13 protein-coding genes and 1 tRNA gene are annotated in these 13,808 nt (G+C 61.1%); 9 read left to right on the forward strand and 5 right to left on the reverse strand.

Going from position 1 to position 13,808, the window contains the following annotated elements; translation table 11 throughout:
• Together IVA78_RS20155 and IVA78_RS20160 are read left to right on the forward strand one after the other, a co-directional pair.
• Window positions 1-1,737, forward strand: coding sequence for an ATP-binding cassette domain-containing protein (locus tag IVA78_RS20155; protein WP_247467324.1), 1,737 nt, complete (start codon window positions 1-3; stop codon window positions 1,735-1,737).
• A gap of 50 nt (window positions 1,738-1,787) precedes the next feature.
• Window positions 1,788-3,206 (forward strand): HlyD family type I secretion periplasmic adaptor subunit, encoded by a 1,419-nt coding sequence (locus tag IVA78_RS20160; protein ID WP_247416025.1) that lies wholly within the window; start codon window positions 1,788-1,790, stop codon window positions 3,204-3,206.
• Here the strand turns inward: IVA78_RS20160 and IVA78_RS20165 are convergent.
• Window positions 3,203-3,985 (reverse strand): response regulator transcription factor, encoded by a 783-nt coding sequence (locus IVA78_RS20165; RefSeq protein WP_247416028.1) that lies wholly within the window; start codon window positions 3,983-3,985, stop codon window positions 3,203-3,205. The genes IVA78_RS20160 and IVA78_RS20165 overlap by 4 nt on opposite strands.
• A 214-nt stretch (window positions 3,986-4,199) precedes the next feature.
• Window positions 4,200-4,784 (reverse strand): hypothetical protein, encoded by a 585-nt coding sequence (locus IVA78_RS20170; RefSeq protein WP_247467325.1) that lies wholly within the window; start codon window positions 4,782-4,784, stop codon window positions 4,200-4,202.
• A 336-nt stretch (window positions 4,785-5,120) separates the two neighbouring features.
• On the opposite strand from IVA78_RS20170, the gene IVA78_RS20175 reads away from it, so the two are divergent.
• A tRNA-Met gene (locus tag IVA78_RS20175) sits at window positions 5,121-5,193 on the forward strand.
• A 68-nt stretch (window positions 5,194-5,261) separates the two neighbouring features.
• Here the strand turns inward: IVA78_RS20175 and IVA78_RS20180 are convergent.
• Complete coding sequence (locus IVA78_RS20180) at window positions 5,262-5,606, reverse strand: hypothetical protein (RefSeq protein WP_247416034.1); 345 nt, start codon at window positions 5,604-5,606, stop codon at window positions 5,262-5,264.
• A 451-nt stretch (window positions 5,607-6,057) separates the two neighbouring features.
• Here IVA78_RS20180 and IVA78_RS20185 point away from each other — a divergent pair, with 451 nt between their 5' ends.
• Window positions 6,058-8,178 carry an MASE1 domain-containing protein gene (locus tag IVA78_RS20185; RefSeq protein ID WP_247467328.1) on the forward strand — a complete coding sequence of 707 codons (2,121 nt, stop codon included), beginning with the start codon at window positions 6,058-6,060 and terminating at the stop codon, window positions 8,176-8,178.
• Here IVA78_RS20185 and IVA78_RS20190 read toward each other — a convergent pair.
• Complete coding sequence (locus IVA78_RS20190) at window positions 8,173-8,835, reverse strand: response regulator transcription factor (RefSeq protein ID WP_247280805.1); 663 nt, start codon at window positions 8,833-8,835, stop codon at window positions 8,173-8,175. The two genes, IVA78_RS20185 and IVA78_RS20190, sit on opposite strands and share 6 nt — an antisense overlap.
• A gap of 549 nt (window positions 8,836-9,384) precedes the next feature.
• Between IVA78_RS20190 and IVA78_RS20195 the strand changes: the two genes are divergently transcribed.
• Window positions 9,385-10,797 carry an OpgC domain-containing protein gene (locus IVA78_RS20195; RefSeq protein WP_247416038.1) on the forward strand — a complete coding sequence of 471 codons (1,413 nt, stop codon included), beginning with the start codon at window positions 9,385-9,387 and terminating at the stop codon, window positions 10,795-10,797.
• A 350-nt stretch (window positions 10,798-11,147) separates the two neighbouring features.
• On the opposite strand, the gene IVA78_RS20200 is transcribed toward IVA78_RS20195, so the two are convergent.
• Window positions 11,148-11,945 (reverse strand): adenylate/guanylate cyclase domain-containing protein, encoded by a 798-nt coding sequence (locus IVA78_RS20200; protein ID WP_247416040.1) that lies wholly within the window; start codon window positions 11,943-11,945, stop codon window positions 11,148-11,150.
• Window positions 11,946-12,138: 193 nt separating this feature from the next.
• Here IVA78_RS20200 and IVA78_RS20205 point away from each other — a divergent pair, with 193 nt between their 5' ends.
• From IVA78_RS20205 to IVA78_RS20220, 4 genes are all read left to right on the forward strand, one after another.
• Complete coding sequence (locus tag IVA78_RS20205; protein ID WP_247280808.1) at window positions 12,139-12,507, forward strand: rhodanese-like domain-containing protein; 369 nt, start codon at window positions 12,139-12,141, stop codon at window positions 12,505-12,507.
• Between the two features lie 376 nt (window positions 12,508-12,883).
• Window positions 12,884-13,090 (forward strand): hypothetical protein, encoded by a 207-nt coding sequence (locus IVA78_RS20210; protein ID WP_247416068.1) that lies wholly within the window; start codon window positions 12,884-12,886, stop codon window positions 13,088-13,090.
• A gap of 87 nt (window positions 13,091-13,177) precedes the next feature.
• Window positions 13,178-13,357 (forward strand): hypothetical protein, encoded by a 180-nt coding sequence (locus tag IVA78_RS20215; RefSeq protein ID WP_247280810.1) that lies wholly within the window; start codon window positions 13,178-13,180, stop codon window positions 13,355-13,357.
• A gap of 158 nt (window positions 13,358-13,515) precedes the next feature.
• Window positions 13,516-13,803: a hypothetical protein gene (locus IVA78_RS20220; RefSeq protein WP_247280811.1), complete on the forward strand. Its 288-nt coding sequence runs from the start codon at window positions 13,516-13,518 to the stop codon at window positions 13,801-13,803.
• Window positions 13,804-13,808: the final 5 nt, after the last annotated feature.

The raw sequence follows: 13,808 nt of genomic DNA on the forward strand, positions 1-13,808 counted from the left end.
ATGCTGATGCCGCCCCTTCAATGGCCTATCCTGCCGCAGATCCGGACGCCACTGCACGCGGCCCTCCGGTCCTGCGCGGGACCGCTCGGTCTCGTATTCGCCTATAGCTGCAGCTACAACCTGCTTCTGTTTGCGCCCTCCATCTATCTTCTTCAGATCTACGACCGGGTGTTGTCGAGCCGGAGCGGCGACACGTTGCTTCTGCTCACGCTTATTGTCGCGATCACAGTGGTCGTGGGCGGCGTGTTCGATGCATTGCGGCGCGCCGTCCTGGGACGCCTTGGCGCCTGGCTCGACGATCGCCTTCGTCCTTGCGTGCTTTCGGCCGGCCTCGAATCGGCGTCTCGCAGCGACTCGACGCAAGCGTCGGGCGCATATCGGGATCTCACCGTGCTGCGCCAGTTCGTCGAGTCCGGCGCATGCACGCTGCTGTTCGACGCGCTCTGGGCGCCCTTGTTCCTCCTTGTCCTCTTTCTGATCCATCCCCTGCTTGGCGTGGTGGGCGCCTGCTGCGTCGCCTTCCTGTTCGCGCTCACGGTTGCCGGAGAGCTGGTCACGGAAGACGTTCTGCAAAGATCCGGCGCCGCACTGTCCAGAAGCTGCGGCCGCCTCCAGACGGCCGCGGGCAACATCCACATGATCCGCGCCATGGGAATGTTCGACAGCGCAGCGCGCATGATTCACCGTGACGCGCAGCACGCGCGCAGGGAGCACGATGTGGCACTCCGGCGAGGCGAGATCGTCATGCTGGCCACCAAGCCGGTTCGCGCGCTGTCGCAGGTCTTGATCATGGGGGCTGCCGCGTGGCTCGTCCTCGATCACGGGAAGAGCCCCGCAATCATATTTGCTTCCACGCTGATGTTCAGCCGGGCGCTCGCGCCGGTCGAAAGTGCGCTCGCTGGCTGGAAATCACTCGTAACGGCCCTGAGCGCCTGTCAGCGGCTCGGCGCACTTCTCGCCGCATTCCCCATCGCGCTGCAGCAGAGCGCGGAGGTTTCTCCGCCGCAGGCGCGAAGCGGCCTCGTCGTCGACAATGTTAGCGTGCGGCTTGCGGGGACCGACCATGTTCTGCTGAACGGCGTCTCGTTCAGCCTCATGCCCGGACAATGCCTTGGCATTATCGGTCCGTCCGGGTCAGGCAAATCCTTGCTCGGCCAGGTGATCGCCGGGCTATCGATGCCAACGGATGGCCGTGTCCTCCTCGACAATACCGGCGTCCCGCTGCTTCGCGAGGGCCGAAACGGCGACCGCCTTGGATATCTCCCCCAGGATATCAACCTGCTCGGCGACACGATCAACGACATCATCGCACGCCTTGAAGATGCCGACCGGCGGGAGGTCGTCGAAGCGGCCAAGCTCGTCGGAATCCATGGGGCGATCATGCGCCTGCCGCAGGGTTACGACACGATGGTTCACAGCGAAACAAACTTCTCGCGCGGCTATCGGCAGCGCCTCGGACTTGCCCGCGCCTTTTTCGGCAGTCCACGCCTCATCGTTCTCGACGAACCCAACGCCAGCCTCGACTACGGGGGCGAGCGAATGCTCCTGGATGCCATCGAGCGCATGAAGCTCGCAGGTGTCATCCTTGTCGTCGTCACTCACAGGATGGGTCTCCTCGCAGCCACGGACAAAATTGCCATCATGGAAGACGGTGCGATCGCCGCATTCGGCGACAGCGAGGACATCTTTGAACGGCACTTGAGCCGCCCCCAAGTTACTTCGCAGATTGCGCCATGATTTGGAATTCTCTCATCATCCGGAAGTTTCCCGCCGTCTCGAGACTTCCCATGATCTGGGAGCAGCTCATGCGAGCTCCGGCGCGCCCCGCGCCCGCCCGGCGATTTGGCGTCGTGGTGACCGCAATCGACGATTTCGAGCCGCTGGAATTTCCATGGTGCTCGACGCCCACGCCGACCTCTCCGCGCGGAAGGCTTCGCGGTCTCACAGTCGCGGGCAATCTGCTGGTGCTCTGCTTCATGCTGGGGCTTGGTACATGGGCTAGCCTCGCGCCTCTCGAGAGCGCCGCGATCGCGTCTGGCGTCGTGGAATCGGAGTCGAGCCGCAAGACGATTCAGCATCTGGAAGGCGGTATCGTCAGGAGGATCCTTGTTTCGGATGGCGATATCGTGCGAAGCGGCCAAATACTGATCGCGCTGGACGACACCCGGGCCGCCTCGGAGATGCAAAGCCTTCAAGGCCAATTGTGGGATGCAGTTGCTCGTGCCGCACGGCTTCAAGCCGAGCAGCAGAGATTTGAGAGGATCGCAATTCCGGACGCGCTGGAACAGGACAGCAAGCAGAACGGGGTGGCCGCCGCTGCGGTTTCGGCGCAGCAGTTCATTTTTCAGGCGCGCCTCCAGGTTCACGAGTCGCAGCTTACGGTCATTCGCGAACGAAGGCGTCAAGTCGAGAAGGAGATCGAAGGTCTCAAGGCTCAGGAGAGCGCCACCGGGCAGCGGGTCGACATCGTCCGGGAGGAACTGGATATGGTCGCGACCCTCGTCAACAAGGGGCTCGAGCGGCGACCGCGGCTTCTGAACCTGCAGCGGGAGCTGGCCGACGTTGAAGGCCGCCGCGGCGAGATCGCCGCGCAGATTTCTCGCGCCGCGCAGGTCATCAGCGAACAGCAGGCCACATTGTTCAAGCTCGAGAGCGAGAGGCAGAACGAGATCGCACAGTCGCTTCGTGAAGCGCAGAACCAGATATTCCAGCTCCGCGAGCGATTGCTTGCGGCCAAGGATCAGCTATCGCGAACGGAGATCAAGGCGCCCGAAGACGGCGTGATAACCGATCTGCGGATTCATACGGCCGGCGGCGTCATCGGAGCTGGTGCTCCGCTCATGGACCTGGTACCCCGGCAAGATCGCCTCATCGTGACCGCGCGCCTGAGGCCCGAGGACATCGACGTGGTTCATCCCGGCCTCAATGCCGAGGTTCACCTCCTACCGTACAATCAGCGTCGCGTGCCTCGCCTGAAGGGAACCGTCGTGCACGTATCCGCGGACCGGCTCCTCGACAAGCGTACCGACCAGCCATACTACGCGACCAAAATCCGGATCGACGAGGCGCAGATCGCGGCAAACGACATCCAGATCGTCCCCGGTATGCCGGTTCAAGTGTTCATCACGACAGGGCGCGGTACTGTGGCTCTCTACGCGCTCAGGCCCCTGCTCGACAGCTTCCGTGGTGCATTCAGAGAGGACTAGTTTTCCAGCATTGGAGCTGCGCCGGGATCGTCATCGCGACTCTGCGCGGGCAACCGGCCGCGCCAGCGGAGGACAGCTTCCGTGCGATTGTGCGCAGCACATTTCCTCATGATATGCTGGATGTGCATTTTGACTGTGCTTTCCGAGAGGTTCAATTTGGCGGCGATCAGCTTGTTGGGCAGGCCGAGCTCCAATTCCGCCAGAACTTGTTGCTCACGAGGCGTGAGATCGGTCACGCTCCTGTCGATAGCCACTCCGACTCCCTCGTTCATCAGATATGCGGGCGCAAGCCCGCGCGTATCCGACGGCTCCAGATCCGCTATCCTGTTCGTCCGGGCCACGGGCAACGGCCGGTAGACGCCACCAACAAGAACAAGCCGCAGGCCAGCCATGGCGATCTCGATCGATAGCGAGGTGGAAAGAAAGCCGCGCACGCCCCGCTGCATCGCAGCCTGCACGGTCGGCTCGTCATCATGGTTTGACAGGACTGCAACGGCGGCGTTGGGACAACACTCCGCAACGAAGGCGAGATCGTCCTCAACCGAAGGATCGCCGATGGGCCTATCCGCGATACTCAGCACCACCAGACGAACATCGCGGGCTGACGTAGAGTCCAGGCTTTGGACCGTTGCCATGTCAAGGATCTCAAGGTGGTCCAGCTCCCGCCTGAGGACGTTCAGCATGCATGTGCGAGGCAATAGGAGCGGCTCGATGATTACCAGAACCGGCAAGTGAAGCGATTCATTGAGCCGTTTTGAGGTGTTCGTTATGTCGTGCATGATTTCCTCGAGATGAAAAGAACTTCCGCGATATTCCCATTCCGTATTGCGTCTTCCCCTGCTGCTGCTGCATTCATTCTGAATGCATCATCACGAGGCGCAGTGCCGCCGTTAGTGCCGTATCCACTGCGGGATCACTTTGCGGCTGGGTGGAAATTCTTTCCGCTCAAATCACTTGGGTGCGTACCGCGCCGTGGCGCAGTCGACGCCTCCCCTAATTGCAGATATTTCGATACGCCGTTGACGCCGCCGACCCTGACTTGCCGTCGACGACATATGCTTCATCCTCCTTCACGAGGTAAAGAAACGGCCTGTCCGCGGTCTCGCCGCCTGGCGCGCTTCTTCCTTTCACACGCCCGCAAATTGTATCCACAGGGCGTCCAAGCGTGTTCTTTCGCATCGTGCGCTTCATATCGGTGAATTCGGCCGATTCTGGATCCTCCATCTTCGCCGAGATCGTGGCCTTCGCCTTGTCCAGGACAGGATCTGAAGTTTCCGCGGAGTGTTCGGATGCCGGGACGCCGATCCTCGTCCGAGGCGACGCCACCTTGGCAAGGTCGGCCGCTCCACGCTTCTTCGGGGAAGATCTCTTGCCGGACCTTGCCGGAGTAGCAGAATTCGATTTGACGGCCGCAGGATCTGGCGCCAAAGCCATCTGCATTGGCAGCGCGGGTCGGGCGACTGCGCCCCGGTTGAAACAGGGGCGTGACGCGCAATTAAGGAAATACCCTCGGGAAGGCGCGAACCAGCCAAAGCCGATCAGGACTCCCGCCAGCACTCCAACAAAAAGCAGTCCCATCCGATTCCCCTCCGCGGGAGGTCGGTTCGCACTCGTAACTAAGGACTAACTGCGCGCTGGTAATCTATCTGTTGCGCAAAAGCGTTAAGCGCTCATTAAGCGCGCGCGGTTGTCCGGCACGTGCCTGGATGAGCGGATCAGATCCGTGCCGAACTACCGCAAAGGGCCAATCGTGAAAGCAATCATGGCCGATTTGGTCCGCTCTTGGACCCTTCTGCCGATCGCCGGCTTGTGTGGCCCTCAGGCCAGTTTCGAGGCACCGCACCAGTTTCGCACCAGAAACGGCGTGAACGAAACGGAACGAAGGCCATCGGACTCGAACAAAAACGCACGAAGGTCAACGAACCTGATCGAAATTCTGCCGCTCATAACGGTCTGGTTGCAGGTTCGAATCCTGCCGGGCCCACCAGTGGATCAATGGTTAGCAGCTTTCCATTGTCTTTCGGTTGGAGGCGGCACCAGAAATTGCCTGTGTAGCTACTCGTTGTTTTGCTTCAACGGCGACCAACTACCGATCCAGATCCGGGTCCGGCGCCGGCTCTTCTTCTTGAGTGTAGATCCCGCGGCTCTATCGCACCAACCCGGGGCAACAACGTTGAGAGTCTGTTGCATCGAACGGCCGACTAGGTCGACGTTGTCCCTTCCGTACCGCTGTAAGAGCCGCCGTCTGGTGTAGTCCTTCGTCGCCAGGAAATACAAAGTTGCGGACACGATCGCCTCAAAGACGAGTTCGAGTTGGCGATGGTTCGACCAAAGGAGAATTGCGCCGCTCATCGCAAACGCCACCGCCGACGCAAACGGACTCAGCATCTCATCGGTCATGGGGATGCTTCTATTCCGGAGCCAAGCTGCGCTTCCGGTCCGCCACAGCACCTATCGTGCAAGTGGTTTGGTCCCGAGACTCCAACGAGAGATAGGGCCCTGGTCGCACACAGCGACTTGGTCCGGATCCAAATCCAGCCCTTTCGGAGAGCCTGTCTTCGTCGTACGATGCGTCCCCCGAAAGCTCGGGTGAACACGAGACGGCGCGAATTTCTCCGGGCGCAACGGCGGCTGTTCGTCTCCCATTGGTGCTGAGGCGATCCGCACGGATTGACCGCAAGCCGGCCGGATGCTCCTCCATCGCACGCGCCGTCTCTTGGTCCGCCAGCAGTGCGGTGATCATTTCGATCTGAGCGCATCTGCCGTATCGAGCTAGCGATCTTTGATTTTCGGCCAAGAGATCAACAGTCAGTCATGTGAACGATCCAATTGCCTAGTCCGGACGCCGACCATGTCCGATCAACGATCAGCAGCTTCCGACATGGATGCATACCGCGGCCTCAGCTACGTCGGCGGTTTGGTCGTGATTGGAGCGATCTATCTCGCCTCGGCAAAGGGCGGCCTTGCCCTCGCCTCTATCCATCCCAGCGCAACGCCAATTTGGCCGCCGACAGGTGTCGCGCTGGCGGCGGTGCTGTTGTGGGGATATCGAACTTGGCCCGCAATTTTTGCGGCGGCGATGATCGCCAATGCGACGACGGCCGGCTGCGTTGCCACCGCATTTGCGATTGCAACAGGCAACTCGCTCGAAGCGGTTGCCGGCGCGTATCTCATTAAGCGGTGGTCAGGCGGCTGTGAGACGTTTTCAACGCCAGATTCTGTTGCAAAGTTTACCCTGATCTGCGTCGTGATCGCGACACCGATCAGCGCCAGCATTGGACTGAGCAGCCTGGCACTCTTCGGGTACATCGAGCCGAAGAATTTCGCGGACGCGTGGATCACCTGGTGGCTGGGAGACGTGACCGGCGCACTGGTCATTACCCCTGTTATCGTGCTGTGGGCATCAAACCAACATCATGGCTTCAACCGGCACGATTTTTTGGAAACGGCCGGGGTCCTCGCGACAGCGGCGGCTGTTGGCCTCATTGCTTTCAGCCCCCTGATCGAGCAGACGCCCGGCCGAGATCCACTCGGCTTTCTGGCGATCCTGCCCATGCTATGGGCGGCCCTGCGTCGCGGTCCACGCGATACCGCAACGGTTGCCCTCGTGCTTGCGGGCATTACGATTTGGGCAACGCACACGGGCGGCGGCCCCTTTGCGACGCCAGATCGCAATGCGTCATTCCTGCTGGTGTTGATGTTCTTGATCAGTATAACCGTTCCAAGCTTGCTGCTGAGCGCGGATGTCGAAGTCCGCAAGAACGCGGAAGGAAACCTGCGCCGCGCGCACGTCGAACTCGAGCAGAAGGTCGCAGAGCGCACGCAGGAACTGGAGCTCGCCAACACAGCGAAGTCGCGCTTTCTCGCCATGGCAAGCCATGATTTGCGGCAGCCTTTACATGCGTTGGGCTTGTTCGTCGCCCAGCTGCGCACGCCGCTCAAGCCGGAGGAAAGGACAAGAACGATCGAACGGGTCGACGCAACCCGCAAGGAAATGGATGAAATGTTCAATTCGCTCCTGGACATTTCCAGGCTCGATGCCGGGATGCTTACCCCCAAAATCACCGAGTTCCCGATCGGACGCCTGTTGCAAAAAATCGAGACGGCGTTTGACCAGGCGACGCAAAAGAAAGGTTTGCGGCTACGCGTCAGGCCAAGTGACGCCTGGGTGCGAAGCGACGCGATGCTGCTCGAACGCATCATGCTGAATCTTGTATCAAATGCGGTGCGCTATACGTTGCAGGGCGGGATTCTGGTCGGATGTCGTCGGCGCGGTGAAATGTTGCGTATCGAAGTATGCGACACCGGTCCCGGCATTCCCGAGGATCAACAGCAGAATATCTTTGGCGAGTTCTTTCAAGTTCCTACCTCAGAACAGAACCGGTCCGGCGGACTCGGCCTCGGCCTCGCTATTGTCGACAAGCTTCGCCTGCTTCTCAACCATCAAATCGACCTGGCTTCGACGGTGGGCCGAGGTTCGCGATTTGCGATCCTGGTTCCGAGAGTCGATCAATGCGTCAGGTCCGCGGCGCCCGCCGACTTACCCTACCCCGGCGCCTTGGCGGCCGACGGCAAGGCAATCCTTGTTATTGCCGATACTCCGATCGTGCAGGAGGGAACGGGCGGATTGCTTAGCAAATGGGGATATTCGGTTCTTGCCGCCGGATCCGACGAAGCTGCACTGGTCCGGCTTGCCGAGTGCGCACAACGCCCCGATCTCATAATCTCGGACTATCATCTCGCAAGCGGGAAGACCGGAATCCGGGCTATTGAACAAATCAATGCAGCGTTTGGCTCGTCAATTCCCGCCATTCTCATCAGCGGCGATACCGCAGCTGAACCTCTGCGGGACGCTAGGGACAGAGGATACATTTTGCTGCACAAGCCCGTCGACCCGATGCGGCTCCGCGCTGTCATGCATGAGCTCCTTAGGAATCATGATGGTGAAAGAGGCACGGGGGCAGTTTCATGATTCGGATTTCGGCGGCCATTCCCAGCCCATTTTTCCGACTTTTATGACGGCCTCGGTGCGCGTCGCCACGCCGAGTGCCTTGAGAACGAACGTGATGTGGTTCTTCACCGTCGGCACTGCCATATTGAGCGTCCTGGCAATGACCTTGTTGCTTTTTCCTTTCATCAGGAGCGCCAGTACGTCGATCTGACGATCGGTCAACCCGAGTCCCTTGAGCGAGTCGCGAGCCAAAGGTTTATCTGCGAACCGCGGACCCGCTGTTTCCTCCAGAATCTTGGAGGGAATGTAGACTCCGCCGGAGAACACCAACTCAATGGCGTTGAGCATCACTTCACGTTCCGTGGTCTTCGGGATGAAACCCAGCGCGCCAAGTTTGAAAGCGCGCCTGACCGTATCCTGATCATCGGAGGACGAGAGAATGACGATAGCAATCGTCGCATAGCGCTGGCGCAGTTCGCAAAGGACAGAGAAGCCGTCGCGGTCAGGCAAATTGATATCGAGCAAAATGAGGCTGATATCGGGATGCTCCTCGACAATGTGCATGGCCTCTCGACTGCTCGATGCTTCCAATATCACGGCTTCTCGCTTCAACTCCTTCAGGACAGCGTGCAACGCTTCGCGAATCAATGTGTGATCGTCAACAATAAGTACCTTCATAAAAATGCTCTCCGTCTTCTGACGCCCGGAGATCAATGAAAAATCATACACCCAGCTTCGAAACCGTCCATCTGCTATCTCTGGTCCAGCGGTTCGCCGCCCGCACTCAAAGTAGGAGCCGCGGGCTGCTGTGTGCTATGGTTGCAATCGGCACACATCGTAAGCAACGCGAACTACACGAAGCGCGAAGCTCACTGGTCCTTCGTCCACGCGAGCGATGAATTGCTCATCACGTGTCTCACCGGCGTCAAATAGATGCCGCGGCCCGGACGGTACCTTGGTCATAGGACCTAGGCACCTCTCTGTACCGACCTCCGACCGGTTTACACACTGCGCCACTTGAACGATGATGTCGACAGTCAGCTTCTCCACCAGCTTTTTGCTCAGCGCGGCCATTGTCTCAATTGCTGTCGTGGCCCGGTCGGTGTGAAGCAACGCTGGACTGCTGCGCTGTCACGAACCCGCCGCCGCAGGCCGCTTTTTTGTCAGATTCGATTCCTGTCGATCGTTCCTCTTGAAGCGTGCGCGCACGCTGGACGAGGCAAGCCAATGCATGACCGAACCGCCACCCCGAAGCCATCCGCGGCCGCGCTGCCGGAGCTGAAAGCCAACGGCCGCGACCTGCGCATTGACGCCTGCCGCGGCATCGCGCTCTGGTGCATCTTTCTTGATCATGTCCCCCATAACATTGGAAGCTGGCTGACGCTACGGAACTACGGCTTCAGCGATGCCGCGGAAGTGTTCATGTTCGTTTCGGGCGTCACCTGCGCACTGGCCTACGGCAAGGTATGGAGCTGCGAAGGATGGACCAGCGTGATCCGCCGCACGCTGCGGCGAAGCTGGGACATCTATATCGCATTTCTTCTGCTCACGCTCGCCTGCGCCATCCTAGTCCACATCGCTGGCGTGGAACGCCTTGCTGACGAGAGCAATACGCGCATTCTGCTGGACCAGCCTGGCGCGACGCTCGCGCACGCGGCAATTCTGCAATACCGCCCGGTCAATACCGACGTGTTGCCGATCTTCGTGCTTCTCCACCTCTTGTTCGCGCCGTTGCTGTGGTTGCTGCTCCGACTGCCGAACCTGACGCTGGGCGCCTCGCTGGCGCTTTATGCGCTGGTGCATATGTTCGGCTGGTCCTTGCCGGCGTGGCCGAACGGCCACTGGGCTTTCAATCCACTGGCCTGGCAGCTGCTGGTGGTGCTTGGCGCGTGGGTGATAATCGAGGGCGAAAGAGTGCGCCCCTGGCTAACGTCACGCATGGCGCTTGCGCCTGCCATTCTCTATCTGGTCGTCAGCCTCGTCATCGCATTGAGCTGGAGAATCAAGCCGCTGGAAGCGTTGATCCCGCAGGGGCTGACGAAGTTGGCTTATCCGGTAGACAAATCGAATCTCGATCCGTTGCGTCTATTGCATTTCTTGGCTCTTGCGGTTGTAGCGGTATGGCTCGTGCCACCCAATCGACAAGCATTGACGACTGCGGTGATGCGCGGCGCCATCCTCTGTGGCAAGAACTCGTTGCCAATCTTCTGCCTCGGCGTTCTGCTTACGCTGGTCAGTCTCCTGGCTTTGCTCGACATATCGGAGGGGCTTGCGATGCAGATCACGCTCAGCGTCGGTGGCGTCCTAACGATGATCGTGGCGGCGACGCTGCTGAACTTGATCAAGATCAAACCCAGGTCGCAGCCGATCATTGCACTGCAGATGAGTGTGCGCGCCCCTCAGGACGCGTGGCGCACAGTTGGCGGGCGCACCCTGGAGGCGTTTCGCCGAGGACTGCGCGAGTTCGGATGGGCCCGCGGCCGGAATCGCCTCGGCGATTGCCAGGTCGCGAAGCGGCAATCCGACCACGGGCCGTGTCTCGCAGGCGAATTGGTACGGCTCAAGGCGGATGCCATCGCGGCGGCGGCGAGACCTGCAGCCATGGCGGCCAAGAATGCAACCGCGACGGTTCCAGTCTGAGCGATCATTCCTCATGTCCGACGGTCGTTAGCCGGGCGCCCCCTCGCGGCGCTCGGCCTTTGCGCGCTCCCGCGCCTGGCCGCTCATAACGGTCTGGTTGCCGGTTCGGGTCCCGCCGCGCCCATCACCCAAATTATGAACTTGTCGGTGCTCGCCAAGCCACTGCACCTGAAGCGCACGCTTGGTCGCCCGTTGCCGCATTTCGGTGCGCACCAAGTCAGTGCTCTTGCGTGTCCGTCTGACCTGATTTCTATCGCTCAAGCGGCGATTACGGTGACAGTGCACCAAATTTCAATTTATTGGCAGGTTCGAAAACCGGAGGCGAACTGCCTCCCCGCCCAGACGTCCCTTCACCCCTCCACCCGCCACAGCCTCCACCTTTCCGGCACACCCTTCAGCCGGTGCACGCCGTGATCCTTCAAGCTGATCGCAGATTGCGTCTTCATCAGCTCCTTCACCGCGCTCGAGACCAAAACCTCCCCGGCGCGCGCCTTGGCGGCCACGCGGGTGCCGATGTGGAAGGCGAGGCCGACCATCTCGCCGCCGCTGATGGTGTATTCGCCGGCGTGCAAGCCGACCCTGATCTCGAGGCCCAGCGTGCGCACGGCTTTCTGGATCGCGGTCGCGCAATTGACGCCGGCGGCGGGCTTCTTGAACGTCGCCAGCACGCCGTCGCCGGTGGTCACGACTTCCTTGCCGCGCGAGCTCTTCAATTCCTTGCGGACGGCCGCGTAATAATGGCCCATCACCTTGGTCCAACGCGCATCGCCGAGCTTCGCAGCCTTCGCGGTCGAGCCGACGATATCGACGATCAGGATGGTGGCGAGCGCCTGCTTGAGCTCGGCGCCACCGTTCGCGGACCGACGCCGCAGCGCGATCGGTCCGGTCAGCGGCTCATAGCGATGGCTGCGGCGCCGAGCGATCGCTGCTTTGGCGTAGTCCTGCGCGCGCTGCGCCGTGCCGCAACGGATCGTCTTCTCCTGCGGCGATCGCGACCAGGAGACCTTGCGCCCATCGCCGGCGCCATTGACCTCCACGGCGCCCCATTTCAGGAAGACCGTCGAGCCGACCCGCCGAATGCACCAGGCCTTTGAGGTGTATCCGGATACGTTCGACTGAAGGACTCCGATGCGAAGGAATTTGGGCATGAATGTGCGGCCGATCGAGGGACCGTTGAGCGCTTTCGGGACGGAGCCTATTCGTACAATCCTGCATCGGCAATAGGGCTTTGCCATCGTTCGGCGCGGTGGAATCCATGGGGCCGACGTCCACCGACAGGAGCAGGCGAAGCACAGATCGATGTGCTATCCTCATGCGAGGGCAGCAAGGGAGAGAGAAAAGATGTCAACAAGCGTCAAGCAAATGCTGGAAGCCGCGAACGCGGCAGTCCCCAAGATCACCTCGGACCAAGCGGCCGAGATGATCAAGAACGGCGACACGCTTGTGGTGGACGTTCGCGATGCCCCGGAAGTTGCCGCCAGCGGCAAGATCGCGGGCGCCGTGAATGTCTCGCGCGGGATGCTGGAGTTTCGCGCCGATCCAGAGTCGCCGTATCACGACAAGGCGTTCGACAAGAGCAAGACCGTCATTCTCTACTGCGCGTCTGGCGGCAGATCGGCGCTGGCCGGGAAGCTCTTGAAGGATATGGGGTACGAGAAGGTCTACAACGTCGGCGGCTTCAAGGACTGGTCGGGGGCTGTCGAGAAGTAGCAATCACCGGCCGGCGCGCCGCGTGAGCGATCGGCCGTAGAGACAATCAATGTCCGAATAGACTGACGCTGCCGCCCTGGCGGGGCTCGCCGTTCACAGGTTCGGCGGGCTCCGAAGCCAAACGTCGTCCCGGCGGCAGGCGCTCAGGATGAGGCCTAGGTTGCGGCCAAATCTTGGGGCCCGCATGGCGAGGAGCCGGCCTCAGCGGGGCGTTGCGAACCATGCAGGCCGAGCACGTTCGCTGGCCTCGCAGCTGTCATATGCGATCGCGCTGTTCCCGGTGGGGAGAGATATTCCGAGGTCCCGACTCGCATGGTTTCAGCCAATTGGCACTTCCTGCGGCAAGGCGCGTTGCAGTCCTTTCGAGGAGGTGCAGATGACCAAGGCCAAGACTTTCGACGTGCAAAGCGCAAAGACGGGGACGCAGCCAACGCTCAATCCCGGTGACGAAGCCCCGCGGGGAACGACCGGGACCGGCGAAGATGTTTGTCCGGATTGTCACGGCAAGGGGCGCATTGACGGCGCTTCCTGCGCCACCTGCGGCGGGAGCGGGACCGTCATCCGGGCAGTTGGCGGCGCCTGACTTTGCTCCGTCAATGGGCCTTCGTCTTCATAGCAACGATCAGCCTTCACGCGTGTTTTCCGGACTCTGGACACAGCGAGGCGCGCCATGAGCAAGGAAGCCGGACTGACCCCTGACGACTTCCCGATCGAAGCCGACAAGGACAAATTGAAGACACACAAGGGCGACCCCGTCGCCTCGGCCGAGTCGGAGCAGATTGCGGACCAAATCGCCGACCGCCTGAACGAGCATGCTCACCAGGAAGAGCAGGATCGCTGGTCAGCCTAGCGGCATAGCTTCGGCCAACCGGGAATAGGAACGCCCGGCGTTCCCGCGCATTGGCCTGCCGCCGGGGTTCCACAATTCCGGCAAATGGCGGCCTCGGCTCGACCCCCGCCCCCGGACCGCCGGGCCGGGGCTGCCTGGCTTTGCGCAAAGGAGCGGACATGAAAGCACTCGTCATCGCAGGGCTCATTGCGGCGCTCGCGTCTCAATCCATCGCGCTTGCGCAAGGCGGCGCGGGTGCGTCCAGGACCGGGTCGAGCATCGATTCGACCGGGACAGGCGGCACGACCGGAGCAGGCGCCTCGGGCCTCAATACGTCATCGGATAACAACAGCGGCGGCGCGAGCGCGCCGGCCAAGTCATCAACGACCCGGCCAGGGGACAACGACCCCAGGCAAACCCAGGGCGGTCAGCAGGCCATGCCGAACTCCGGCTCGAACCGCAAATAGGCGCC

Origin of the sequence: Bradyrhizobium sp. 137 (assembly GCF_023074095.1) — a bacterium.
Lineage (GTDB): Bacteria > Pseudomonadota > Alphaproteobacteria > Rhizobiales > Xanthobacteraceae > Bradyrhizobium.